A 25,381-nucleotide genomic window follows, 5' to 3' on the forward strand; every position below is an offset into this window, starting at 1 on the left:
GGCGGTCCCACCCATCTCCGCCCAGGTCAGAACCAAAATTTCAGCTCTCCAGGTCCCCGAATTACGTCGAACCCGGGGCCTCGGACCTGGCGTCGACACGAAGAGCGACCTGCTGCGCCAAGCGCAAGTGCTCGCCTCGCGGCAGGTCTACATCGGCCACTTATTCGCTGGTGTTCGAGAACGCGAGCGTCATTCGTGCCCGGTCCAGCAGCAGGCGGCCCCTGCCCTCCTTGATCTTCCTTAGCGGGTCGGCGACGCGGGTGATGGTCGGAGCTGCGGCGGTGGCGTTGGTGACGCGGTAGATGTAGTAGCGGCTGCCGTGAAGGCTGGCTTCGAGAAGTTCGGCCTGGGAGAGGTAGAAGGGCTCCTCAGGGTTGTCGGCTTTGGTGGATTTGACCTCGATGTAGATGACTTGGTCGTCGGCGTCGACGCTTTGGATGTCGAACGGCGACAGCTCGTCGTCCTTCGAAACCCAGACGACGAGGTCTGGGTTTTTCCCCGCTTCGCGTAGCCTCTCGCGTTCCTTGTGGAACGCCACCTCTTCGCCGCGCTTCCCGATTTGTCGCTTCTCCGCCTCGGACTGTATTGAGGGGGCGGTGGAGATCCCGCCGCCCGCCCAACTTTGGCTGCTGCCCTGGGTCGGAGGGACGAACTGGTCCAGCTGCCCGTCGACGATGCGCACCTTGCGGTAGTCCACGGTTGCCAGCGGTGTCGCCGTCGGCGATTCCTGACTGCTTCCGTTCGGCTTCGCGGCGGCAGGTGTGGGTGAGGGTGGTGGAGACATAGGGGGTGGGGATGGCGCCAGGGTGGTGTTCACCGGCGGGGCGGGTGCCTGTCGGTCGGCCTGTGATAGGAGCGAGTCGAGGATGTTGCCGGGTTCGTCGTCGTCAGTGGTGAGCCCGAGTTGCTCGCGGGCCTCGGTGATGTCCTCGGGCCGGATCTGCCGATCGGCCATCATGCGCAGGCGGTCGTCTGGCCCGGCGGTGAGCAACATCGTGACGGCGTCGGCCAGAGCAGGAGTCCCGAGGTGCTGGGCGAGCTGGCGGCCGAACGGGAACCAGTGCGGAGTCCCGAAGGCGGGGTCGAGTTCGAGGTACGCGGTGCCGATCTGGTTCGTTCGGCCGCCGCGCTCTCGACGGGTGGCGATATAGCAGACCGCATCGTCGCGTTCGACCGTGACGCCGGCGTACTCGTAACGGAGCACGAGGCTGTCACAGATGACCAGTTCCAGCCGCTTGAGGGCATTGCGGGCCATGCTTTCGGCCCGGGGGTTCTCTGCCCGTACCAGTGCCAGGAGGTAGGGCTTGACGTCGTCGAGCAGGCTGTGGACCGCCGTGGAGGCGGCGTCGTGAAAGTGGTAGCCGTAGGGCATGGCGGACGTTGTGACCGCGTTGTCGAGTTTGGTGAGTGACAGGTAGCGCACGAGCCGGTTAAGCCGAGCCTCGGCGCTGAGAACCGGAAACTGCTGCTCCCAGGTGTCCCGGAGCAGTGGGTCGTCGGCGACCAGCGGCTGTGCGACGAAGGTCGACCGGCCATTGTGACTGGCGAGCACGCGGACGGTATCTGGCGCGGGGTGCGGCTGGGGCGCGTCGCCCAGGACATCGTCGAGGGTGCGCTGGACGTAGCGGGCGGCGAGGTCGATCTCCCGGTTGGTGTCGCCGAGTTCGTCCGCTTCGGATGCGATGCTGTGCAGCAGCGCGAGGAGATCCTTGATTTTCGGCCTCCCGGCGTCCGTGAGCCCCAGAGCGGCCACGAGCGTGGCCCCACCGCGCATCTGGTACATCGTCTCTGCAATGCGGGGTATCCGTTTCTTGATGTGCTGCGGCGTGTCGGTCGCGTCGACCCAGGCGTCCTCGGGACGTACGACGTCGGTGCTAGCGCCGCGGGCGACCGGAACCCACGGTCGTGAGCGGAGGGCGTAGGCGAACAAGGACTCGCAGGTTCGGTCCCGATCGCCCGAGTGGCTGCCGTGGACGCAGCGGAAGACCGCCTCCATGGCCGGCTCGTAGGTAGTGCCCCAGCGCTGGGCAAACTGTCTCCACAGTGCGAAGAGTCGGTGCTCATCGCGGCTTTCGATCAGGTCCAGGTGCCGGTCCAGCCGGTAGGACAGCCGCAGTTGCTGGGACTGCGGATGCCCTTGCGGGCACCGAGCCGCCTCCCTGACGTGGGGCTGCTCCATCCATTCATGGAACAGGGGCCCACGATGCGGGTGGCGATAGTGACCGACCATGTAGCCATACGCTTCGGTCGGTTTCGCCTCGTCCAGCCGAGCGTGGTCGGCGACGCCGAGCATTCGGTAGAAGTCCATGTCGTCCTGGCGTCGGTCGGAGTCATGCGGAACCTCGGCGTCGAGGAACTCGGCCCGGCCGAATGGGCCGTAGAGCGTCTCCAGATCGTTCGACCGCGTCCAGTCGGCACTGAAGTACACCTCGGCGGCGGCCCGGAGCTCCCGTCGCGTGCCATCAGCGGAGCGAGTCGGTACCAGGACGCGCCCCAACACCGGCGCGAGTTCCTCGCTCCCGGACAGGCGGACCCGGTAGTACGCCCGCAGCCCCGACATCGCTCGGAGGCGCTGGTCCGGGTCGGCGTCCGGGTCGGCCAGAATCTTGGCCAAGAAGTCTCGGATCAGTTCGCGCCACTCGAACGGCCTCACTCCCAGGTCCTTCAGAAGCGCCTCGACGCCCTCCACTGGGGGAACCTCGGCGATGGGCACCGGGATGCCATCGGGTATTGACGATTCACTGCGCCCGCGCGGGAAGAACACCGGCTGCTCGCCGGGCGTCACAAGCTGCCCGCTCGTGGTCAGCACGCTCGCCGTCATGCGCAACATCGTTACCAACTGCTGCCCGACCTGGTCACGCCAGTTCAGGAGGAACCCATAGTAGGCGCCGATCGAGCCGCGGGTGGGCGGCCTCAGGTACGCCAGAAACTCACCGATCCCCATCACGCGCGCTACCGAGCCCGACATGAGGAACGCCTTCGTGGCCGCCAACTCCTCGATGTCAGGTCGCAATGTACGGCTGCGGTCAAGAACCGCTAGCGCATGGGCCTGAGCCAGGCTGGGCATGCGGGGTGGAAGCAGGCACACGTCGGCGGGCCTGGCCAGCGATCCATCGATCACCGGAAGGAAGCGAGTCCGCCTCAGCGCCTGCTCCCACATCTGGCGCAGCTGAGACCCGGCTCCCGCACTGGCCGGCTTGGCAGCCGGCACGACGGCCCCCACAGCCGCCGCGCTGGCCCCGCTGCGGACAACGAGGTCAACCGCGACGTGGTTCTCCAGGAACGCCACGACGTGGGCCAGGAGCATCCGGTTATACGGTTCGGCCTCCGGCGTCCCCGCCAGTTGACGCCGATCCATGCCCAACACCCACTCGGCGTGCACCATGACGTGCAGCCCTGGAACCTCCTCCGTCGGAAAATAGACATGTAGCGGGAACGTCTCGTCCGTCCGCGGCTGGCACGCCTCGTCGAGGGGAACCGCCACCGCCCATCGGACCGTCTTGAGCCTGGTCCACGCCTCACCAAGCGGCTCCAAGACGCCCCGCTCGGGAGTCGCCTCACTGCGGTAGATGAGCCATTCCTCGACGCTCCCACCGGCATCGAGCACAACATGCTCCGCGCCGCAGTCCTCTCGGCGAACGACCGTGGCCGAGAAGTCCGAGAGTGTTCCGTGCAGGTCGAGCCGGTCGATACCGGGCAGGAACAGCAGCAGCCGCGGCCGCAGGTTCTCCACCAGGTGCGCGGCGACCGTCTGCCGGTCGACACCCTCGCGCAGCGGCAACCGGATGATTGTCCGAAACCCTTCGGCTTCGAGCTGGCGCACCTGCGCCGCATCCGGTCCGAGATCCGCCTCTGCGACAGGGAACGGGAATGCGTAGACGGGGAATCTCTGCTCGGCGGGCAGCGTCCCGAGCAGTTCGAGTATCTCGCGTCGCAGCCTCTCGCCGTCGAACTGGAACGACGTCTGCGCCGAGACGACCTGCGGGCAATCGGTGATTTCTCCAACCGACTTGAAGCCGAGCCCCTTGTGCCCGACGGCCGTTCCGGGGCCCTTCGACGATCGCCCCAACGAGCAGATGGCGTCCACCTGCCGGTCGCCGAAGCCCGACCCGTCGTCCGCCACGATCAAGGCGGTGTCGGTCAGCAGAAAGTAGGCACGACCTCGAGTCCCGGCGTCGACCGCCGCGTCGTTGGCGTTTTGAAGCAGTTCAAACGGATAGCGACCCGAGTACTGCCGGCGTACCAACTCCTGCGCTCCGCCGCGTTCGTCGAGGCTCTTCAGCAGGTTCTCGCGGAGGTCCCCCTCCAACTGGACGCGGACTGCCGCAAACTCCCGCTCGCGCAACCGCGTCGCCAAATCCATCTCCGGGCTCCTCCCGACCGACTCGCAACGAGGGATGCAGCGTGTGCCCGTACGCCCGTCGGCGATGAGCCGGCCGCAGGTCGCCAGCGTCTCGTGCGGTGGACCTGACCCACCGCGCACCCCCACCGTTCATCGCCGAAAATCCGTACGGGTCGAGGGTGCCAGAGCAGTACGACACCACCGCCACTCGCGCCACCGGCAACCCGAACCATCCGCAACATCCTGCCGTGGCTCCGTCGACTGCAAGCTGGAGGATCAGTGCGCCATGCCGCCGGCCGACAAAGCGGCGACCAGGAAAGGGAGTGACCGGGGGTCATTTCCTATATCGCCCTGGCCGTCGAGGAATCTCTGGCCTCAACTCGCGTACCGGGCCGTTACGTGACGGCCGCCCTGCTCACCGTCGGAAGCGGCGGCGCCCGTCGCGCGGCGTCATGTTCAGGAAGGGGCGGAACCACGCTTCGGGCCGGTAGTCGCCTATACCCATATACCGGTTTTGCTCCGTTTCCGGATCTTCAATGCCATCCAAGTGCACGTCGAACAAGTGCAGGATGTCCTCGTCCTGCAGAAGCACCTCGGTGGCCATGTCCCAGTCGTAGTCGTCGGCGTGCTCGGGCAGCCGCGCCAGCAGGTCGTCCGACGGTCCCCACCCGTCGGCAAGCGCCGCCTGAGCGGTCTGCACCATCAGGTGAAACGCCATCTCCTCGCCCGGGCAGGTAGGCCGCGGCTCCCTGCCGGCCTCGAGGTCCTCGGTCAGGTCGTCGAACGCGCGAGCGGCCTGCCTGCGCCATACCGCGTCCTGCCGCCACGTGATCCGTGGGTAGTCCCCGAAAACCCTCCACTCGGCTCCGTCCCTGATCGGCTCGTCGCCGTGCAGTTGTACGTCGTCGTAGGCGTGGTCGGCGAGGATCTGCGCGACCGTCCAGAGCGCCGCTGCAGTCCGCGGTGTGAGCTGGAAGCCAGAGCAGGCGTCACAGTCATCCCGGCCGCAGTGGCACAGCGGGAAGAGGTTGGCGAATTCCGGCTCCGCGTCGAGTTTGAAGCCGTCCTTGTCAACCTCGACGGCGGTCTGGGTCGACCTGACGACCTTCACGCCCGGCCTATCGAGAATGATGCTGGCGGGGTCAGCGATCCAGTCGACGGCAGCGACGGGGTCGCCCTGAATGTCCTGCCGGACCTCAGCACGAACGTCGGCGAGGCTTTGGCCCGGCTCAACGGAGAACTCACTGGCATCCACGTCGTCCAGGACCGCCTTCTCGAGGGCTGCCTCATCTGTGACCTCGACGATGACTTCGGCGCTCACCTTGACCCGACGGAAATGCTGGCCCATGTGACGGAGAATAGTCCGCCCCGGATCCAGCCGCCTCTATCGCACGCGCGGCAGCGTTTCCGAGAGCGGCTTCGAGGCGGACCGAAATCTTGGGATCGGCGGTGAGTTGGTCAGGCCGCCGCCATCGGCCGAGGCGGCGCGGGTGGGATCAGCGGCGCGGCGATCTGCCGCATACCATCTGGCGCCCGCTACCGCGGTTCGGCTGGCTCGGATTCGACCGGGCGGAGTGTGAGGTAGGCCAGCTGCCTCCCTTCGGTGGTCGCCATCGACAGCTAGGACTGCGAGGGAAGCGGTACGGGCTGCAGGGTTGATGGAATGGTCTTGGTGGATTTCCAGGCGGCCCGTGCCGGTGTCACGAGGTGCGGGCCCTCGACGACCACCACCGCCGTCGCTGGACCGGCGGTGGCACGGTCGACTCGTTGGCGGACAGCGGCGGCGCAGGCGGGGCGGAGGTTGCGCTGTTCGGGAGCGGTTCGTTCCCGAGGACGGCCTTGCGGATCTCGGCCCAGTTCCCGGTACGCCACCAGTTGAAAAGGTCGACGGTGCTCAGAACGGTGAAGGGCAGCGTGGCGACGAACTCGGGTCGGGCGTAGACCTGCGCGGTTCGGTCGGACGGGTGCAGCTTGTGCTGGTGGTTGACGACGAGCACTCCACCGGTGACTGGCTGATCCGGCCGTAGCTGAGGCCAGGTATCGAGGTGCCGTTGCAGGTACCCGACGAGATTCTCCTGCGCGGCGCCACCCGCTGCCTTGATCTCAACGAGGCGGTAAGGGAAACCGTCGGCGCCGACCAGCAGATCGGCCGACTTGGTGCCGAACTCCTCGTCGAGGTCGACGGTGCGCAGGCCGGCAGCGTCCAGCACCGCGGCGACCGCGCGTACCAGTTCGGCACCGCTGCCGTAGAGCAGCCCGTACCGCATCGGCTCGGCTCGCTCCCTAGCCTCGCGCAACTCTTCCTCAATACGCAGCTTCTCATCGGCGTACCGCGCCTCAAGTTCGGCTAGGGCCTGGCGGGCGGTCAGCTCGTCGGCGGTCTGCAGGTCGGGATCGATGAAATGCGGCGAGCGGGCCCGGCGGAGTGCGTTGGGCGCGTATTCAGGCAGGGCTCGTTCGACCAGCCAGCCCAGGATGTTGTTCCACGGGGGGACGTCCGGGATGATGTACCACCGCTGATCGCCGGCTGGCGACGACCAGGCCGCGACCACCGGCTCGCCGAGCGCGTCGACCAGGATCGGGTGGAGTTCCCCTTCTGGCTCGTACGTCATGGCGCCGGAGCCGTCGCCCCGGACCAGCTGAGCGCCGGTGAGCTTCAGCGCCCACCACGGGGCGTCCGCGGGGCGGGTGAGTAGCCGGATCGCGAGGTCGCGATCGGCGGAACTAAGGTCCGGCGCGATCTCGGGTCGGGTACCAGCCGGCAGGCGCCGGCCGCTGACGCTGGTGAACCGCACGCCGAGGTTGACCGAAGCGTCGAAGCGCGACAGCACGCTGCGCGGGCTGTCATCGTTGACGTTGCCCATCACCGCCACCGCCAGGGCGAGTTCCCCGCGCTGGCGCGCACCCGCGAGGAAACGGTCCCGCTCGTCAGCGCCCTGGCTGTGATAGAAGCCCGGTTCGATGACAACGGCACAATCGCTCGTCTCCATCCCCAGCCACCGCGGCTGAAGGCCCTTCTCAACCCAGTTCAGGTCCCCCGGCACCCGAAAGGAGCGCGGCCCGAACCGCTCCCGCGCATACTCCGTCTGCACCAACAACATCTGCTCCCCTTGGGAGCCGGGTTCGGGCTGACCGATGTGTACGGGCACCAGGCCGGTGGTCGGCGAGCTCATCTCGCCCACGCTAGTACCTGGTGCATCGTCCGCCGCAGCAATATCCGAGGACAGAGGTAGGGCCAGCGCGCCCGGCTCTGTTGTAAATGATCTGTTGCGGCCGGCGGTTGTTCAGGCAGCCCAAGGCCCTGGTGCACCGCCCGCGAGCCCAGCCGGTCCATCCCCACGTTCAAGCCGACGTGTCGCGAGATGCGGCCGGTGACGGGCGACTAGGCTTGGCGGTCGTACGTGTGTGCTAGGCGGGGAGGGTGCTGTGCGTTCCGTTGAGCCCGTAAGCCTCGGGTGGATCTACCGTCCGGAGTGTGCCGACGACGGCGAGAAGCACGCCGGCAAGCAGGTTCGATCCGTTGGCAAGGCGGCCGACGAAGGCGGTCGGGTTGAGGTGGTGCTGAGTGACGGGACGCGCCTGCGGGCGTACCGCACGCCGTTCACGTCCTCGTCGAGCAACTCGCTGCCGTACTCGATCCACAACCAGTTCTGATCGATCGTCTCAGGGGGCACGCCGTCCTCGTCGACCGGTACCAGGAGGGAGCGGCCATCCACCGGTCCTCCGACGCACGGCACGTCGATCTTTGCCCACACGTTTCTGATGATCGGCCGAGATTTGGCGACGCCGGGCCTGTTTCACAGATCGTGCCTTCCCCCGTCGAGGACGGCAGCACTGCCCTTGCCGCTGGGCAGGGAGGATCTGAGGCGAGGGTAGGACAATGGCTCTAGGGTCGACGCGACCGAGCGAAGTGGAGCGTGCCGATGGCAGCCGTGGACCTGCGTGAGCAGTACGAACAAATCGAGGCGATGACCAACCCCCGGCAGCGAGGGCTGGCCTTCGAGGACTTCATCGCCGATCTGTTCGCCGCGAGCCACTTCGAGGTCAGGAAGAACGCGGGATCGGCCCGGCCCCGCCAGACCGATCTCCTGGCGACCAGGGCCGGCGACACCTATCTCTTTGAATGCAAATGGCGCTCGGATCGAGCGGACATCGACGACGTAGACAGCCTCCGCTCCCGCCTGAGACGAACAAGCGGGGCCACCGGTCTGCTCATCAGCATCCCGGGATTCTCGGGCACCGCCATCTCGGACGTGGCCGACCACCGCCACCAGCCGATCCTGCTGCTGTCGGGAGACGAAGTCCGCAGCCTCGCGCGCCGACCGGATGACCTCTCACACCTGCTCTGGCAGAAAAAGCAGGCGTTGCAGGTCGAAGGGAGAGCACTCGTCGACGAACCAGCGCAACCTAAGCGAACACCGGCCCGCCGACCGCTACCCGACTCCGGCACGCATTTCGTAAGGTCGGGCCGCCCGGACGCTCCGGTACTGGCCTGCGGAGGTGGATTCGACGGATTCACCTTCGCGCACGACATCGTTGACGTCGACTGGGTGATCGCCCAGGGACGCGGTGTCACACTCGACGTTGATGTGCCGGCGCGCCACGAACGCGACCTACTCGACCTCATCGACAAGCTCGCGGATCTCGGCTGGACCTCTCCCGACGCCAGATGGAGCCTGCAGCAGGCCCGGACGAACTGGCACGGGTTCGGCGCCGCCGCGTTCGCCTCCGAGCTGAGCCGATGGGAACCGCGGGCCGGCACACCTGGCGCGCACCACAGCGAAGAGTTCTGCTATGTCGACAACTGCGACGGCGGCTTCTACACCCTCACCTCGACGCTCAGCGCGCACGAGTATCGGCGGGCTACCCAGACCCACCTGTCGTTCCAACTGCAAGGCGTCCCACTCGACACGGGCCCGTTGCTCCAGCTCTGCCGGTCGATCGGAGTCCACGGCGGAATCTACTTCCGTTCACTCACCGACAGGTCACGCCGCGTGATCCACCTGCCGGACTGGATGGCTGCCCCGGTCGAGCCGCTCGCCCTCGTCGTGACGCCCGGGTCGGACATCGACACGGGGACGAACTTCGTCACCGGGATCGTGATCCCGAACCCGCTCCAGCAGGAACGGTGGCGGCGGAGCGAGGAATGGGAGACGGCGAACCTGCAACAGCTCGAGTCGGCGCAGTACCTCGTGTGTGATCTCGGCGCACACCATCCCCGCGACGGGAGGACCTACTCATACCGGCTGGAGAAGGTCGAGGTGGCGAAGACGTCCAGCGGCACGGTCTTCGTGCCTGGCGCCCGCTGGGACTGTGAACAGGAGCCGACGGGAGACGCGGCCCGATACGACGACCAGGAACCACAGGCCCCGGAGCACCGGTTCTTCCGACTGGATCCGTGACACTACTAGGGGGCATGCGGCTCACCCATCCGCAGCATGGCTTGCACGACCTTGAGAAGGCGACTTCGACCCAGGGAAGCAGGCAGCGGCGTGGCAGTTGCGCTGATTAGCCCGTGATGGTCGGGGCTGACCGGCGGGTGAACCGTCCGTTGACGTCACCTTGTCTGCCTTACGTCGGTGCGCTTCAACCGCTAACCCCAACCGAGTCTGTGCGTGCCGATGGGGCCTTACACGGGCAACGGACGCTGCTGGCGCATCGACTGAGTTGAGCTACCTTCACCGCAAGGTCCATCGGTCGGCTCCGCGCCTCGGCACTGTAGCAGTTACGAGGACGCGATCGATGATCGCGAGTAATCCTGCGTACTACACTCCGACCATGCGAGCCTTGCTCATCACCACTCTGACCGAGGTCGACAGCGATGAGCTACGGCATGTTGTGGACATCGCGGCTCGCGAGAACGTTCAACTCGTCCCGACTGGCGCTCTAGGGGCGGGCGCCTACCTGGCGGCAAGCATTGAGCCGGAGACCCGTGCTGCAATCGCTATTTTGCCCAAGCGCTCCGCAGAGCATCCAGGATGGTCAGCGCTAATGGTCGAGGTGGGCATCTGCCTGGGAATGGGGATCCCACTGCTGCTAATCGTGGATCCGGGCGAAAAGCTGCCTCCGGCGCTCGCGCCAGTGCGGCATGCCCGGGCCAGGCTCGACGACCTAGACTCGTTGCGTCTCCACATCGGGATGTTCATACGTGCCGCCCGGCAGGTGCCCCCGGCGGCCGGAAGTCGCACCACGCGCCATGCCGCCACGGTGACGACCCGTGTCGGAACATCCGACTCTTGGAGCTTTGCCGGCCACGAACTCGAGTCAGAGTTCGCCGCTCTGCTGAGGAGTTCCGGGGCGTTACTCGGCGCCGCCATAGGTGGTGATCGCCCCGGAGTCGATCTGGTGTTCGCTGTCGACATCCGCGGCGTCCCCACGACCGTCGTGGTGGAATTGAAGCCTTCTAGTGGCCACTGGGCACCGACATCGGCCATCCAGCAACTATCCCGGCACATCGAGGAAACTGGGGCTGACCTCGGACTCCTGATCACTGACAAGTCCCCTGCAAAAGCCCTCGTGCGCCAGGCCCCTGCGAACGTCCTGGTCTACTCGCTCGAAGACTTTAGTGAGGCGTTGCGAACAACCGGGCTGGAGCGGCTGCTCCGCGAGGCGCGCAACCGCGTCGTCCACGGGATGTGAGACGTGGATCCGCGCTCGATCAAGAGTCTGCTGGAGGCGGCGGCCGAAGCGCCACACAGCCAGGCTAAGGGCAAGGCGTATGAGGACCTGATCACCTACCTGTTCGAATCGGTGCCCGGCTGTATCGTCGACCGCGACATCACCAACGTGTTCGGAACAGAGCAGATCGACCTGGCAGTCGGCAACATTCACGAAGTCGGTGGATTGCGCCTGCTTCCCCCGGTCTTCCTGGTGGAGTGCAAGAACTGGGACGAACCCGTCGACAGCCAGGCTGTTGGCTACTTCTTCAACATCCTCGCGAGTCGATCACTCGAACTGGGCGTCCTCATCGCCGCTAACGGAGTCACCGGAGATGTGACCAAAGGCCTTCATGCTCACGCTCTCGGGCTGGGTGCAGCCTCCCGCGGGATCAAGATGATTGTGGTAACAACCAAGGACCTTTCCCGAGTCGAGAAGCTATCCGACTTCATCGAACTCTTCCATCGTCGGTATCTTCGGGCCTGTGCAACTGGCCAGCTCGGTGCTCCCGGGCCCGACGAGTAACTGATCCCGCCTGTTGCCGGTTTGAGCCTCAGTCACATGTACTGCGCGTATCTCGTTGCGATGTCCTCGTCCGGGTCGCAGAACCGCAGGATCTGCTTGACCTGGTCAGCCGTGCGCAACGTGATGGGGAAACGGCCGTCGAGCTGCGACTGGTTCCAGTTCATCTTGCTCAGGGCTAGAACCTCGGTGGCCAACTCGCGGGCGCTGACGGTGAGCCGGGCCGGACGCAGGCCGACGGGGCGCGGCACGTACATCCCTGGGTAGGTGGAGTAAAAGTCGACGCTGCCCTTGGTGTAGATCAGGTGCTCCGACGCCGACAGGGTCATGAACGTTCCTCGCAGCGGTGGCGCGGCGCCAGGGCGGAAGAGCAGGGCATCCTCACTGTTGGTGATCCAGACCAGGTCGAGGGCGTGCAAGTCGCGGTCGTCGGCTGCCGCAGTGAACCCGTTGGTCTCGTCGGAGTTGAAGCGTGACGACTTATGGATCGTCACTCGGGCGGGAAGGGTGCGGTGCTCCCGCTTGTACACGGCCAAGGCGTTGAGCAGCAGGTTCTCGGCGTCGGCCGCGAGGAGGTGTGGCTGCTTGTCTTCGCGGCTCACGTGCGCGGTTCCGCCGCGGACGATGACCCCGTCTCCCCGTTCGTTGAAGATGTGCGCGACAGCGGTATCGAGAGCGTCCGTGGCCGCCGCCCGGTAGAAGGACACTCCCACGTAGCAGGTTTGCAGATCGGTTGACGTCCGGCGCAGGCGCCAAGGCACGCCGCCGGCCTTGTAGTAGAGCGCGACGTGCAGATTCCACGCCCGGGTCGCTTCATCCTGGCGGCTACGTCGCGGCGGCGGTGGTGCTGACTCGTCCCAGGTGCTCCGCCGCAGGATCTGGAGTGGCTTGCCGAGCCGTAGAGCGCGGGCCTTGAGCAGGTCGTGAAAGTTCGCCATGACCGGCGAGCCGGACCGAGCGCTTCGACCGGGCCTGTCCCCGTCTTGGTGCTCTGCCGCACCGGCTAGGTGTACGTCGTCCAAGGTGTCAGGGCGGGCCACCACGATGACGTCGACCCGGTTGTCTTCCGCGATCGCCTCCAGCTCGTCCATGTAGGCGTCGACCATGGCCTTGACGGCGAGTTCGCCCGGCAAGCCAGCGGCCTGTTGCAAGGTCCGACCGGACACCTCCCGGCAGTTCCGGTCGGCGAACGTCAACGTCGTGAAGAGGCCGACGTCCGAGTCGCATCCAGGGAACGCCGGGAAGAGATGGGGGTACTTCGCGTCCTTGGCGGCGATCGGCTGCCGGCAGCGGTCGATCCATCGGCGCAGACCATCGAGCTGGTCTCTCGGACCGACAAGGCCCAGCCGGATAGTGGTGGGCGCCCCGTCAAGCCCAAGATCGGCCGGGCCATAGGTGGAGATGCCGAAACGAGGGTCGACGTGGCGCTGGCCACCGCCGAATTCGAGTTCGGGTTCGGCGAGCACCTCGATGTCCATCACTTGCTGCTCCGGTCGTCGCGGCCCCGAGGGCGTGGTGTCCGTTTCGCGGTCCGCCGCGCCGCGCGGGGCCGGATCGGCACCGGCGTGCTCGGCACCGCCGGCATATCGTTGAGCAAGGAGAGGAGATCCTCTTGATCGACGCCCGCCTCGGTAAGCGCTGCCTCGACCTCCCCGTCAGACCCGCCATCGGCAGTCTCGTCATCAGCGCTGCTGCTGGGGGCCGGCCCCCACCAGTCGTCGTCGATGCCTCGATCGACCTCGAATGTCAACAGCCTGCCGAAGCTGAGCAGAGACCCGGCGGTCAGGAGATCGCCCTGTAGGTAGCCCTCCCACATGCGGGTCCAGCCGAGAACCGCCGGATGCCGCTCCAGTCGCTTGATGCCGGCGAGAAGGCCGTCGGCGAAAGACGACTCCTTTTTGCCATCGTGAGTGAAGCAGTAGTCGACGTCCAGCTGGCAGAGCCACTGCCCGTCGATCCGGCGGAACCGAGGGTTGACGGCGGCGTGGTGGTAGTAGCTCACCCGTTCCGGCTCGGCCTTCGAGTAGTGGGGCCCGAATACCGTCCGGCCCCGCTTGCCGTTACCCCGGCCGACCACTCGGGGGGAGAGGTTACGGGTGGCGCGGAAGTGCATGTGGTGGCGGTCTTGGTGCCATTGGACGTCGCGTCTGCGGTCGTTGACGAGCGTCCGCCGCAGCAGGTCGGCGAACTGGTGCAGACGATCCTCATCGTCGCTGTCGGCCCACTCAGCGGCGTCGTGCCGCTCGACCCCACCATCGCACAGTCCGCGCAGAGGGCGACTGCGTAGGTCTCCGAAACTGATGACCATCCTGTCGTGCAAGATCCAGGCCGCCGCCTCACCAGGCGCATCCCGCAGGATGTCCCAGGCCGCGCCGTAGTCCTTCACCGCTGCGGGCGCGACGAAGATGCTGTTCGGAAAGGCCTCGACCGGTAGCAGGTTCGAGGTCAGCAGCTCCTTCTTCGGCGGCGGCGGTAGGAACAGACCAGAGTCGCGCGGCACTCCGATGCGCATCATCGCCGGGGCGGCGGACTTGTCGAAGACCTGAGTGTGCTTGTTGACGAACACCGTCCCCTCGACGCGGCGCCGAGGATCGCTGAACTCCGCACGGATGTCCACCCACCAGGCCAGATCCTCTGCCGGCCGGGACAGCACGACGATCACCGGCGCGTTGCCGCCGAGCCAGTAGTCGAGGTCCTCCGGCTTCGGCGTCCACTGGAAGCTATCGGCGGTCTCGAAGGCGTGCGGGAGATTGCTGGCCTTGCTTTGCACCATGATGACCTGGTTAAGGGCGTTGCCGTCAGCGACGAGTTCGATCTCGCCGTCGATGCCGTGGTCTACCCGTCGGTCGTGGTACAGGAACCCCATTTCGTTAACGCGACGGCTGATGATCGAGACTCCGCCCTCGCCGATCAACGTCTGCCGACTTACCCTCTTGCCCCGCTTGGGCGGCACGGCCATCACCCCATGTCTCTAACCTGCCCTGCTCGTCTCGGAGGACGTAGGAGGAGCGACTCGATTATCCGCGAGCCGTGCGACATTTCCGCACCGTAGTCAACTGGGGGCATTTCGCTCGCCGATCGCGAACGCGCTACCAGCCTATCGACGTAGTAGCGGTACGTCTCGATCAGGCATCCTGTGTAGGTGACCAAGGAGTTCGGTGCCCTGCTTGCCCAGGTCATTCCCGTAGTGGCGCTGGCGCTGGGACTGGAGCTTCGACACTTGGCGCGCGAGGCCCTCGACGAGGCGAGGACGCTGCGCAAGGATTGGAGGTTGGCCGTCCACTTCCTGGCCACTCTCGGCGTCATGGGGATCGCGCTGCTGGCCCTGGCGGTACTGGAGAACGCCTGCATCGCAGCCGCGGCACAGGACGCGGCAGCCGATGGTTGGTTGTTCATCCTGTACCTCGGCGTCATCATCGCTTTCTGCGCTCCGGTCGTGGATCTGGCTCACCGCCTCGTCGGCGCCCTGCTCCCTCGCTCGCTGACGGCTGACATTCTCTTGACCGCCGCGCTGCTCGCGGTACCAGCGGCGCTGTTCACAGCAACAGTCATCATCGTCAGTTGACGCCGGGCGCTCGTTGACGCCATCACCGCTGCCGCCGGTGCGGTTGCACGATCTGCGGCAGCGGCTACGGGGCTGGCCACGGCGGCGGGGGTGGGGCTGTCTCGCCAACGGTGTTTCCGGCGATCTTGGTTAGTAGGTTTCAGCGGCCGGGAAGCGGTCGCTGAAGGTGATGGCGAAGGCGTTCAACGCGGGTTTCCAGCGCATCGTCCCACGGGCTCTGCCTGCGCCGGTGGGGTCCAGGGACCGGGTCACCAGGTACAGACACTTCAACGCGGCCTGCTCGTTCGGGAAGTGGCCGCGGGCCTTGATCCCTCGCCGGTAGCGGGCGTTGAGGGACTCGATCGCGTTGGCCGAGCAGATCACCGTGCGGATCTCGACGTCATAGTCGAGGAACGGGATGAACTCCGTCCAGGCGTTGTCCCCACAACCGGATCACCGCCGGATACCGGCCGCCCCACTTGTCGGCCAGGTCGTCGAACGCCGCCCTGGCGGCGGTGGCGTTGACCGCGGTGTAGATCGGCTTGATGTCACGCTTCAGCTCGTCCCAGTACCTGCGTGAGGTCAACCGGAACGTGTTGCGGATCAGATGGATCACGCAGGTCTGCACCACCGTCTGCGGCCACACGTTCGTGACCACCTCGGGCAGCCCCTTCAGCCCGTCGCAGACGAGGAAGAACACGTCCTTGACGCCTCGGTTGCGCAGGTCGGTCAGCACGCTCATCCAGAACTTCGCGCCCTCACCACCCGTGCCAGCCCACAGCCCGAGGATGTCCTTCTCGCCGTCGAGAGTGACGCCGATCGCGGCGTAGAACGGCCGGTTCGCCACCTGCCCGTCCCTAACCTTGACCACGATGGCGTCGATGAACACCGCCGCGTAAATCTCGTCCAAGGGCCGGTGAGACCAGTCGGTCATCTCCTCGATGACCTTGTCGGTGATCCGGGAGATCGTCTCCTTCGACACCGACGCCCCATAGATCTCGGCGAAGTGCGCCGAGATCTCCCCGGTCGTCAATCCCTTGGCATACAACGACAACACCACCTCGTCGACCCCCGACAGGCGCCGCTGCCGCTTCTTGACGATCTGGGGATCGAACGTGCCGGCCCGGTCCCGTGGCACGTTGATCTGCACCGGCCCGCTGGTGTCGGTCAGCACCGTCTTCGGCCGGCTGCCGTTACGGATGTTGCCCGACCCCGCACCGGCCGCATCGTGCTTGGCGTAGCCGAGGTGCTCGGTCATCTCCTCGTTCAGCGCGGTCTCCAGGACCGTCTTGGTCAACTGCTTCAGCAGACCGTCCGGCCCGGTCAGCGACAGGCCCTGTTCCTTGGCCGCCCGAACGAGCTCGGCAGCGGCCTGCTCCTCCGCAGACGGCTCAGGCCGCTTCTTCCGTCCGGTCACGTCGTTCAGTGTCGCGGTCATCACGGCACCCTCCTCACCAGGCACAACGCCCGGTGGGTCAGGCCGGAAACACCGTTAGATCCACACACCCGCGTGGGTAGACCCGAAGATGATCCAAGTGCGACATGGGGCCATGCCAGCCGGTGACACTGCGGAGACGTATATCTGCGTGTTCAAGAAGATGGCCAAGGAGGCGGTGCGGGCGAGCGCTGCGTTGCTGCTGTCGCACGCGAAGATCCGTATGTCGCTGGGAGTGCTTCCCAGGCGTGACCCGGGGGGCAGTCGTCGACGCGTGGGGACTGTTCAGGTGGTACTGGCCACGGCGAGCAACTCGGTGAAGAAGCGGCTGATGCCGGCGGGATTCCAGTAGCCGTAGTCGTTGATGAAGCCCGGGCCGGCGATGAGGTAAACGTCGTGGCGGGCCCGGGTGAGGGCAACGTAGAAAGCTCTGCGCTCCTCGCGTAGGGCGGCGGGTGAGGGCTCCTCGTAGCGGCGTTGGGCCTTGTTCCAGCGCCGGTATGGGGTAACGGATTCCACGAGTCCGGGCAGGATGACGACGTCGAACTCGCGGCCCTTGGCCTTGTGGAATGTCGTAAGTGTCAGTCGGCCCGAGGCATCGGGGGCGTCAACGACAGCGCTGAGGTAGAGGACGCCGTCGGTGTCTGGCAGGCGTTGGCGGTCTCGGGCGCTGGCCTTGTTCAGCAGGGTGGCGACGTCATGAGCACCGAGCCGAACTGCAGCGGGGCTGGTGAGGGCTCGGTCGATGCGGGTGGTGGTTAGTACCTCGTTGAGCCAGTCGAGCAGGGGTCTGTCCGTGCGGCCGTTGGGCAGCGCAGCGGCGAGGGCCTCGTGTAGCAGGGCTTGATCGGTCAGTGGGTTGCGGGAGTCGAGCCGCTTTTCTGTGGCATCGAGGAGGCGTAGGTAGCCATGGGCCAGTGGGGTGAAGTCCGGCTGGGTGCCGCTGGCCGGCTTGTTGGGCGCGTTCGCGGCGGCGTAGGACCAGGTGGCGGCCTCCCGTAGCCAGCGGGAGATGGGCGTGGTGGCCCAGGGATCCTCGGCTTCGCAGGCGAACGGCACACCGGCCTGCTTGAGGGCAGTGGTCAGCTGCGGCCACAGCGGATGGTAGTCCTGTCGTTGCAGCAGGATGCCGACCTGTTCGTACGGCACGCCTTGGCCGCGCAGGGCAGGCAGGATGTCATTCACGATGGCGGCGACGTGCTCGTCGTAGCCGCCGCGGACCTGGATCGGGGTGATGCGGCCCGGTTGGGAAACACTAGGGGCGCAGCGGTACCCGCGTGGGGTCGGAAGGGAGAGCGCCTGGGCGCCTGCAGCGATGATCAACGGTCCGCTTCGGTAATTGAGATGCAGCCGGAAGGTCGTCACCGCGGGGTGGGTGGTGAGATCTTCGAGGAGGTCGGGTCGTCCCCCGTTGAAGCCGAAGATCCCCTGGTCCGGGTCTCCGACAGCGAAGAGCCGGGCGGACTTCCGCAACGCTTGCGCCGGATTGCCGTCAGCGTGCAGGTCGGTAAGGCGGCCGACGAGCTCGTGTATGGCTGGAGTGAGGTCCTGGTATTCGTCAACGACGAGCCATCCGTACGCGGCGGTGAGCACCTCGCACAGTAGGGGATTGGATCGGACGGCTGTGACCCCTTGGATGATCATCGCGTCGTAGTCCAGGCGGCCGTCAGCGGCGAGGAGTTCCTCGTATCGGCGAGCCATGGCAACTTCCGCGGGGTTGCGGCCACTGAGGTCGTCGCCGTTGAGCAGTGCCCGCCGGCGATCGCGCAGCACGCTTCGGCCGGCGCGGTCGGCGACGTGCGGTGCGCCCGTGTCGTCTGCCGCCTGCTGAAGGTACCGGTCGCACTCTTCGGGCGTGAGCATTGCGTTGTCGGCCAGCGGGGGCAGACCGGCCAGGCGCCGGTGCAGCGGGATGACGGTGGTGAGGCAGAACGCGTGGGCGGTGCCGAGGAACAGCCGGGGACCGGCGCGCAGTCCGAGCCGACGGAGTCGGTCTTCGAACTCACCGGCCGCCTTACGAGTAAAAGTCAGGCAGGCGACGCCGACCGGTGGATGCAGTTCTTCTTGCAGTGCCCAGGCGACCTTGGTGACCAGAGTGCGGGTCTTACCGCTGCCCGGTCCGGCCAGCACGACGGTGTGCCGGTCACACAAGACCGCAGCGCGCTGCTCAGGGTCGAGCGCCGCCACCGTCTGGAGCAGGAGACGTTCCGCTGGCATCGCGACCTCCGTACCGGTAGGGGTCAGCCGACGGTGATGCCCGCTGCGCTCGGGTCTGCGCCGGCGGGGGCCACCATGGTGATGATGTGCTCCACCGCATCCGTGAGGTAGGACGGCAGCAACGCGCTGTCTGTCAGCCGCTCGGCCAGACGCTGAGCGACGCGACCCTTGCCCCTGTTCTCGATCCGGCTCAGGATCTTCTTGCGCGCCTTCTCGCGGACGTCGGCCTCCGTCGCGCCTAGGAACGCGTCGACGTCGGCCGGGAACAGATGGCGCTTCGCCGTCGAGCTCAGAAGGTCCTGGTAGGCGGCCACCAGCGCGTCCCTGGCGGCTGGCAGCAGGTCGATCTCAAGGGTGTCATCACCAATGAAGATGCCAGCCGCCGTGCAGAGATCCCGCAGCTCCTTCTCCGCCCCCGCGTCCTGGTTCTCCACCACCGCATCACGCAGCTTGCTGGCATGCTTGCGCTGCGCGGCCGGTAGTAGGCCGATCGCGCGTCGGAGTCCGGCGTGCGTCAACCCGCGAGCGGTCGCCGGCGTGTCGCCGTCGGTGATTACCACGTGGGGGATGTTGAGTGCATCGGCCGACATCAGCTTGTGGAACGGACCGAAGTCGGTGCCGTGGACGTTGAGGACGCTGATGCCGTAGGCGTCGAGGTCGTGGCCCAGCAGTCTGGCGGCGGCTGGCACCAGGTACTGCTCGGTTGGGCCCTCCACGAGGATCACGCCGCGGGCGAAGACGAGTTCGGCGCGGGTGACATCCAGGTATCGTTCGAGGTCACGGACCTCGGCGTCCGACAATCCTGCCGGGCCGATGGTAAACGCGGCGGTGCCGGCGGATGTGGCCCGCAGGACCACCAGGCTGGTCAGCGGTGTTACCGAGGCCAGGTGCGGGCTGTGAGTGGTAACGATCATGCCGGGCTGCTCGCGGAGCAGAGCGCGGAACAGCACGCGCTGCAGTTGGGGATGCAGGTGAGCTTCCGGTTCCTCGATCGCGAGCATCTCACCAGCAAGCTGCCGGGCGGCCCGCTGTCGCTGCAGATGCTCCAGCAGCAGCGTGAAGTACACGACGTTGGCCACACCCAGGCTGTTCTCGCCGACCGGGCGGTGCCTCCCCACGCCGAGCGACAACCGGATGCTTCGCAACAGCAGGGATGCATCGCTGCCGTCCAGCCCCAGCGTCGCCTGCAGCCCCGTGCCGCCACCGAGAAGGTGATTCAAGCGGGCTGTGATGTCAACGCTCAGTTTCGTCAGCTCAGGTCCCGTCGTGATTCGGCGCTGCGCCTTTTCGATCTCGCCCGCAGCCAGGCTCAGCGTCGCCTCCGGCACGCCAGCGGATTCGAGCAAGGGCGCCAACGGTGAGCGCCGCCAACCGCGCAGATCATCAGCGGCATCACGCAACGCGCCGAACACCCGCACACCGGCGTAGCGACGGATGTCGGTGACCGCCCGTTTGCCCTCTTCATCACCGATGAAGGTGAACGCCTCGAAGTCGTCGGAACCGAGCGGCACCCCCGGCTTCCGCTCGATGGCCGAGTCAGCGGCGCCCAGGGGCGTGACTCGCGGACGGAACACATAGGTGATTCGCGCCCGCACCCCCTTGCCGCCGGTGCCGGGCACGATGGCGTCTCGAAGGAGAGCCATCGCCGTCGCATCCCCGCTGAAACCTGCGAGTTCCACCTCGATGCGAATCTCGGCCCCGCCACCGAAGGGCTCGGGCAGGCTGTCGTTGAAGTCCGTCGAGCGCAGGTACCGAGCAGACTCCGGTAGCGCCGGGTCCAGAACCAGACGCAGGGCGTGCAGCACGTTCGTCTTGCCGACGCCGTTCTCTCCAACGACGACCAGACTGCCTGGCAAGTCAGTGACGTGCAGCACGAGGAAGTTGCGGAAGTTCTGGATGCGGAGCGCCGAGAGGTGAATGCCATCCACGTGACCAAGCCTCGCAGCCGTCACCGTACGCCGGGGCGTCGACACGCGCGACGACCGTACGCATTAGAGCGCCCGACCGGCTAACCCACCCCCATCAGAGCCGGCGAACCCAGGACGGTAGGCGGCCTACATCACCTGCTCGCATCAGCTGCTGATACCGACTCCGGGGACCGAGTGGTTGCTCCGTGGCTGCTCGGACGCCGAGGAACTGACACGGACGCGCCCGGACCGAGCCGGACCTTCGAACACGTTTACCGGCGGCCTATACATAGGCAAATAACGATCGGCTGCCGGACCTGCTAGAACGCAGCCGGATTGGGCTGGACGCAGTCGGATCTAGTCGGATTCTTAACTCTATGCATTGAGGATCTGACTACGGATCAGATGCTCTGCTGATGGTGGCCCGGACCCTATCGGTGGTCTAGTGCCTGTTGTATCGCATGCTTCATGACGGGTTGCCGTTGGGTAGGCTTCCCAGGCTGTGGGGGATCATCGCGCTGTGCGCCGGCTGCGAGGCGACCGTCAGCCCTTTGATCTTGGTGATGTGCGCGGTGTGTGCTCTCCAGCCGGTGCCACCCTGGGTCAACCGGTGCCAGTTCGGGTCAACCGGTAGCAAGGAGCATGATCGCCAGCTCGCCCGTGTGATCCACGTGTGGTCATCGGCTGGGCCGATCGGCCGGGACAACGCAGGCCAACGCGGGCCACTCCCTGCCATCCCGGGTCAGCCCGCAGGTCGCTAGACTGGGCGCTCGCGCCCTCGTAGCTCAGGGGATAGAGCAACGGTTTCCTAAAACGGTGCTGGTCGATCGGTGATGCCCGCGTGACCTGCGGGTCAGGCATCACCCCCGCCTTCTACCGGTCGCATTGGCGCGGACTCTGCTCGGTCGTTCGATTGCCCGTCTGGGAGTGGGGATCGAGTGACCGATGTGGTCACTGGTCGTGTTGGCCGGAAGGCGAAGCCGGTGTTGTTCCGGTAGGTGTGGTGACTGACCGAAGGCCGAGAACGGCCGACGCCGATCAGACTGACGGGCTTGCCACCACCAGGTGAGAGCGCTCTTGGCTGCATCTCTGTTACGTCGACACGCCGCCCAGTCACATTGACGATTGTCACAATGGCCGGTTTGGCCGACATGCCTTGTTGTGCCGCAAGTACCCACTTAGCCTGAGCGCGCTCGAGGTTCAACGGGGGAGCGGCAAGTGCAACTGGAGATTCGACTGCTGGGCGCAGTGGAGCTGTTCGTCGATGGCCAGGTCGTCACGCCTGGCTCAGGCAAGCGAAGGGCGGTGCTCGCCGGGCTCGCGCTGGAGCCGAATCGGCCTGTCTCTCTGCAGCGGCTGGCAGAGATGGCCTCGTCTGATACACCACCGGCATCCGCAGTGGCGAACCTCCGTTCCCACGCCGCTGCGCTCCGTCGCATACTGGGTGACCGCCTGATCGCCCGGCTCAACGCCTATGAGCTGCGGATGGCACCGCACGAGTTGGACGCCAGCGAGTTTCAGCGATTGGCAGGAGAGGGCCGCAGGCTGTTGGTGACGGACAATGCGGCCAACGCCATTCCCGCGCTCACCGATGCGCTGGCCTCCTGGCGGGGTCCCGCCGGTGGTGGTGTTCCCCGCGGTACCGCTCTCGACAACCGCTGGGCCAGCTTGGACGAGCAACGGCTCCAGGTGTTCGAAGAGCTGATCGAGGCGCGGTTGGCGGTTGGGCGACACAGCGATGTACTGGCGGAATTGCGTCAGCACTTAGCCGTCCGCCCATTGCGGGAACGGGCGTGGGCGCACCTGATGCTCGCCCTGTACCGCTGTGGGGACCTACCAGCCGCTCTCGGCGCCTACCAGGACGCACGCGTCGCCCTCAGCGAGCAGCTCGGTGTCGAGCCTGGTGGGGAACTGGCCGCTCTACACCGGCAGATGCTAGAGCGGGCACCCGAACTCTCCCGCACCCGGTCGAGAACCGAGGTCACGATGGCGGTGACCGCGCCGCCGCAGCCATCCGGGACCGTTGCCTGGGCTGTGCCCCGCGAGCTGCCGCCAGATCTGGCCCCTTTCGTCGTGCGTACTGAGGAAACCGCGGCGGTTGTCGAGACCGTGACGACGGCGACGCCTGCCGTCGCGGTGATAACGGGCCCGGCCGGCAGCGGCAAGACGGCGACGGCCGTGCGCGCCGCCCACACGGTGGCCCGAGATTTCCCCGACGGACAGATCTTCATCGACCTCGCGTACCGGGTCGCGGCGCCGTCAGACGAAGTGTTGGCACGGGCCCTGCGCGCGCTGGGGGTCGCGCCATCGGACGTGCCAGACGGGGCGGACGAGCGCGTGGGCTGGGTGGCGCTCGCTCGTCGCCGGCCGCCGCCTGCTTCTCGTCATGGACGGGGTTACCCGGTCAGCCCAGGTGCGGCCGCTGCTGGCCGCCAGCCTCTCGGGAGCAGCTCGCCGCAGTAGGTTACAACGTGGGGAAGGGTTACATGAAGGACATCGCCTCCGGGGTATACCCATCGAAGTACGACACCGACCAACCCATGGGTAGTCAGGCTGCCGACTACCTCAGGGGTTGCACCTACTGGTGGGGAGATACGGACGCGCATCTCTGCGGTGGCCAGGTGATCGTGTGCTGAAGACCGGAACCCGGCCCTGGTGGCTGGTGGCGGTGGGGCTGGTGGCGGCGGTCGGGCTGCTCGTCGGCGCGGCGTTCCTCGTGTGGCCGTTCATCCGGTACCCCGTCGCCACGGAGCGGGCGGCCGCGGCGCACCTCGACGAGGTCAGCGTCGACCGGGCCGACTACCTGGGCGAGGACACGTCGGACAAGGACGCCGTGTCGCGGCTGTGGATCAGGCGCGACAGCGCCGAGGCCGAGCCCTTGCCGACGTACGACGGGCGGCCGCTGCGTCAGGATCATCCCGGCCGGGACTCCCTCTCCCGGTCGCGCTTCGAGGAGGAGTTGGGCTGGCTGGGCCTGTTCGACGAGGACATGCCGTGTGGGTTGACGGCGTACCGGGTGATCCAGGTCAACGCCAGCACGGGCGTGGACCTGTCGGCCGAGGACGAGCGGGCGGTCGAGGACGGACGGTCGACGCTGATCCTTGTCGTGGTCGCCTGCGGCGGGGGCTGATGGAGGTGTTGGTCCCGGCGGCACGGTAAGCCGCTAGACCAAAACCGGCTCCGGCTCGTTCTGTGACGGGCTGCCGTGGTTGGTTGTTGCAAATCAAGGTTCGGGCACTCGGAGGGCGGATCTTCCGGGTGCCCGAAGCCTTTTAGGACCATCCGGAGACCCGGGCCTTCTCGCGGTGCCTGCCCCATAGGGGCCCTTATGTTCGTCGCTGCCGAGGCCTCGGCGTGTCAGCGTCGTGGCAACCGGTACTCAGCCTCGGCGGATGATGTCGCGGGTGGATCCCGAGGGTCATCATTGCCGGTGTGGCGGCGGTAGAGGCTTGGTTCCTTGGCGGACCGGTGGACGGACGACTGATGCCGGTGGAGACGACCGCGGAGGGCAGCCCACCGGCGGTGGTGAGGATGGCTCAAGACGGTCTGTATGTCGGCGCATCCGAAGCTGCGGTGCCGCCCGCTGAGCATGTATACGTCCTGGCCGAACGCGTCGACGACATCCAGGTCTACCGGTACCAGGCAAACCTTCGGAGCGTAGGCCCATGGGCCTACGCCTCGATGCTCGAGCGCAGCACGCTCACCGACCACGAGAAGCACCTCCATGCGCTCCCCGAAGGTCGTGCAGACCGCTTTGGCCGCAGGCCGGGGCCGCACAAGCCGAGCGTGGTCGGAGCTCGAGCAGCCGCGAACAACGTCTGGTCGCCCGCATCGCCGCACCGCCGCGCAAGGCCCCGGCCAGCGTGCGGAACACCCGCCAGCGGCTTCAGCGTCTGACGCCCGTCGAAGCACGGCCGTCGCGGTTGGCAGGGCATATTCTTCGTCCGTGCGCACCCGCTGGGAACTCACCATCGAGCAGGTCTTCAACGTCACGGGGCGAGGCGTCGCGGTCATCGGCGAGCACCGCGGCGGAGACATCGCTTCCGGAGACTCTGCGCGTCTGAGCACCGGAGCGCCGGTACCCGAGGTGTTCGTCGAGTTCCACCATCCGCCGGGCAAGGTGGCCCTGCTGCTGCGGGACGTCGTCAAGGACCAGGTTGAGGAAGGCGCCGTCCTGTCGGGTCCTGTGGCGGATTCGTCATGCCCGTGAGCGTTCGAGGGCTCGACCAGCAGGTGACGCTGGTGAGGCTGACGAGGCTGACGAGGCTGCAGTCTGACGGCGCAGCCCGCGCCGGCCTGCTGAACCCCACCCGCGACCCTGCCTGGAGCCAGGCGAAGCGAGGACGGCCTCGCTCTTCCCACTCGCGTCGGTACTCCTCGAAGGTCGACGGTGCCGCGGTGCCGGGGTTGTCGTCGTTGCCGAACTCGAACCCGCAGGAAGGGCACACCTCGTAGGAGGGGCGTCCCCACAGGTCCTCGTATGGAGGCGTCGCGCCCGTAGGGACCGAGCCTGGGTAGTGCTCGTACGGCGGCACGCTGAGCTCCGCCGTACCGCACACCGGGCAGCGCAGTCGGTCATCAGCCGCCGTCAGTTGCTCCACCCCACGAGAGTGCGCCATCGCGCGTGTCATTGCAGGACAGGCGTTCTGCGCTCTGTAAGGCTGCGCGAACGACCCCAGCCCCGGGTTCGACGTAATTCGGGGACCTGGAGAGCTGAAATTTTGGTTCTGACCTGGGCGGAGATGGGTGGGACCGCC

Annotated in this window: 16 protein-coding genes and 1 pseudogene; 9 read left to right on the top strand and 8 right to left on the bottom strand. The window is 66.7% G+C overall.

Annotated elements, in window-relative coordinates; all coding sequences use genetic code 11:
* Positions 1–160 precede the first annotated feature (160 nt).
* The 3 genes from AC1WTP_RS32775 to AC1WTP_RS32785 form a co-directional block, all read right to left on the bottom strand.
* On the bottom strand, positions 161–4,363 hold the full coding sequence (locus tag AC1WTP_RS32775) for a sacsin N-terminal ATP-binding-like domain-containing protein (protein ID WP_481653108.1): 4,203 nt from the start codon (positions 4,361–4,363) through the stop codon (positions 161–163).
* Between the two features lie 394 nt (positions 4,364–4,757).
* Complete coding sequence (locus tag AC1WTP_RS32780; RefSeq protein ID WP_481653109.1) at positions 4,758–5,690, bottom strand: hypothetical protein; 933 nt, start codon at positions 5,688–5,690, stop codon at positions 4,758–4,760.
* 352 nt (positions 5,691–6,042) lie between these two features.
* Positions 6,043–7,515: a hypothetical protein gene (locus AC1WTP_RS32785; protein WP_481653110.1), complete on the bottom strand. Its 1,473-nt coding sequence runs from the start codon at positions 7,513–7,515 to the stop codon at positions 6,043–6,045.
* A gap of 253 nt (positions 7,516–7,768) precedes the next feature.
* On the opposite strand from AC1WTP_RS32785, the gene AC1WTP_RS32790 reads away from it, so the two are divergent.
* From AC1WTP_RS32790 to AC1WTP_RS32805, 4 genes are all read left to right on the top strand, one after another.
* Positions 7,769–7,996, top strand: coding sequence for a hypothetical protein (locus AC1WTP_RS32790; RefSeq protein ID WP_481653111.1), 228 nt, complete (start codon positions 7,769–7,771; stop codon positions 7,994–7,996).
* A gap of 269 nt (positions 7,997–8,265) precedes the next feature.
* Positions 8,266–9,744 carry a restriction endonuclease gene (locus tag AC1WTP_RS32795; protein WP_481653112.1) on the top strand — a complete coding sequence of 493 codons (1,479 nt, stop codon included), beginning with the start codon at positions 8,266–8,268 and terminating at the stop codon, positions 9,742–9,744.
* 376 nt (positions 9,745–10,120) lie between these two features.
* Entirely contained in the window at positions 10,121–10,981 is an 861-nt protein-coding gene (locus AC1WTP_RS32800; protein WP_481653113.1) for a restriction endonuclease, read from the top strand.
* Between the two features lie 3 nt (positions 10,982–10,984).
* Positions 10,985–11,524, top strand: coding sequence for a restriction endonuclease (locus tag AC1WTP_RS32805; RefSeq protein WP_481653114.1), 540 nt, complete (start codon positions 10,985–10,987; stop codon positions 11,522–11,524).
* Positions 11,525–11,556: 32 nt separating this feature from the next.
* On the opposite strand, the gene AC1WTP_RS32810 is transcribed toward AC1WTP_RS32805, so the two are convergent.
* A complete protein-coding gene (locus AC1WTP_RS32810; protein ID WP_481653115.1) occupies positions 11,557–12,999 on the bottom strand; it encodes an argonaute/piwi family protein in 1,443 nt (480 codons plus the stop codon).
* On the bottom strand, positions 12,999–14,480 hold the full coding sequence (locus AC1WTP_RS32815; RefSeq protein WP_481653123.1) for a DUF4365 domain-containing protein: 1,482 nt from the start codon (positions 14,478–14,480) through the stop codon (positions 12,999–13,001). Before AC1WTP_RS32815 ends, AC1WTP_RS32810 begins: the two co-directional genes overlap by 1 nt.
* 183 nt (positions 14,481–14,663) lie before the next feature.
* Here AC1WTP_RS32815 and AC1WTP_RS32820 point away from each other — a divergent pair, with 183 nt between their 5' ends.
* Positions 14,664–15,086, top strand: coding sequence for a hypothetical protein (locus AC1WTP_RS32820; protein ID WP_481653116.1), 423 nt, complete (start codon positions 14,664–14,666; stop codon positions 15,084–15,086).
* 129 nt (positions 15,087–15,215) lie between these two features.
* Here the strand turns inward: AC1WTP_RS32820 and AC1WTP_RS32825 are convergent.
* From AC1WTP_RS32825 to AC1WTP_RS32835, 3 genes and pseudogenes are all read right to left on the bottom strand, one after another.
* Positions 15,216–16,503, bottom strand: a pseudogene (locus AC1WTP_RS32825) (IS256 family transposase).
* Positions 16,504–16,785: 282 nt separating this feature from the next.
* The gene (locus AC1WTP_RS32830; protein ID WP_481653117.1) at positions 16,786–18,717 is read right to left on the bottom strand and encodes an ATP-dependent helicase; all 1,932 of its coding nucleotides are present in this window, start codon (positions 18,715–18,717) and stop codon (positions 16,786–16,788) included.
* Positions 18,718–18,740: 23 nt separating this feature from the next.
* Entirely contained in the window at positions 18,741–20,645 is a 1,905-nt protein-coding gene (locus AC1WTP_RS32835; RefSeq protein WP_481653118.1) for an ATP-dependent nuclease, read from the bottom strand.
* A 1,197-nt stretch (positions 20,646–21,842) separates the two neighbouring features.
* Between AC1WTP_RS32835 and AC1WTP_RS32840 the strand changes: the two genes are divergently transcribed.
* The 4 genes from AC1WTP_RS32840 (at position 21,843) to AC1WTP_RS32855 (ending at position 24,834) form a co-directional block, all read left to right on the top strand.
* Positions 21,843–23,087, top strand: a complete 1,245-nt coding sequence (locus tag AC1WTP_RS32840) for an AfsR/SARP family transcriptional regulator (RefSeq protein WP_481653119.1) — start codon at positions 21,843–21,845, stop codon at positions 23,085–23,087.
* Positions 23,088–23,253: 166 nt separating this feature from the next.
* Complete coding sequence (locus tag AC1WTP_RS32845; RefSeq protein ID WP_481653120.1) at positions 23,254–23,754, top strand: hypothetical protein; 501 nt, start codon at positions 23,254–23,256, stop codon at positions 23,752–23,754.
* Between the two features lie 302 nt (positions 23,755–24,056).
* Positions 24,057–24,521 (top strand): hypothetical protein, encoded by a 465-nt coding sequence (locus AC1WTP_RS32850; RefSeq protein WP_481653121.1) that lies wholly within the window; start codon positions 24,057–24,059, stop codon positions 24,519–24,521.
* 49 nt (positions 24,522–24,570) lie between these two features.
* On the top strand, positions 24,571–24,834 hold the full coding sequence (locus AC1WTP_RS32855; protein ID WP_481653122.1) for a hypothetical protein: 264 nt from the start codon (positions 24,571–24,573) through the stop codon (positions 24,832–24,834).
* Positions 24,835–25,381: the final 547 nt, after the last annotated feature.

Source organism: Micromonospora sp. R311 (assembly GCF_056780015.1).

Excerpts from the sequence above, each read along its gene's own strand:
- AC1WTP_RS32775 (WP_481653108.1), bottom strand. The coding sequence starts at position 4,363 with ATGGATTTGGCGACGCGGTTGCGCGAGCGGGAGTTTGCGGCAGTCCGC.
- AC1WTP_RS32780 (WP_481653109.1), bottom strand. The coding sequence starts at position 5,690 with ATGGGCCAGCATTTCCGTCGGGTCAAGGTGAGCGCCGAAGTCATCGTC.
- AC1WTP_RS32785 (WP_481653110.1), bottom strand. The coding sequence starts at position 7,515 with ATGAGCTCGCCGACCACCGGCCTGGTGCCCGTACACATCGGTCAGCCC.
- AC1WTP_RS32795 (WP_481653112.1), top strand. The coding sequence starts at position 8,266 with ATGGCAGCCGTGGACCTGCGTGAGCAGTACGAACAAATCGAGGCGATG.
- AC1WTP_RS32800 (WP_481653113.1), top strand. The coding sequence starts at position 10,121 with ATGCGAGCCTTGCTCATCACCACTCTGACCGAGGTCGACAGCGATGAG.
- AC1WTP_RS32810 (WP_481653115.1), bottom strand. The coding sequence starts at position 12,999 with ATGGACATCGAGGTGCTCGCCGAACCCGAACTCGAATTCGGCGGTGGC.
- AC1WTP_RS32815 (WP_481653123.1), bottom strand. The coding sequence starts at position 14,480 with ATGGCCGTGCCGCCCAAGCGGGGCAAGAGGGTAAGTCGGCAGACGTTG.
- AC1WTP_RS32830 (WP_481653117.1), bottom strand. The coding sequence starts at position 18,717 with ATGCCAGCGGAACGTCTCCTGCTCCAGACGGTGGCGGCGCTCGACCCT.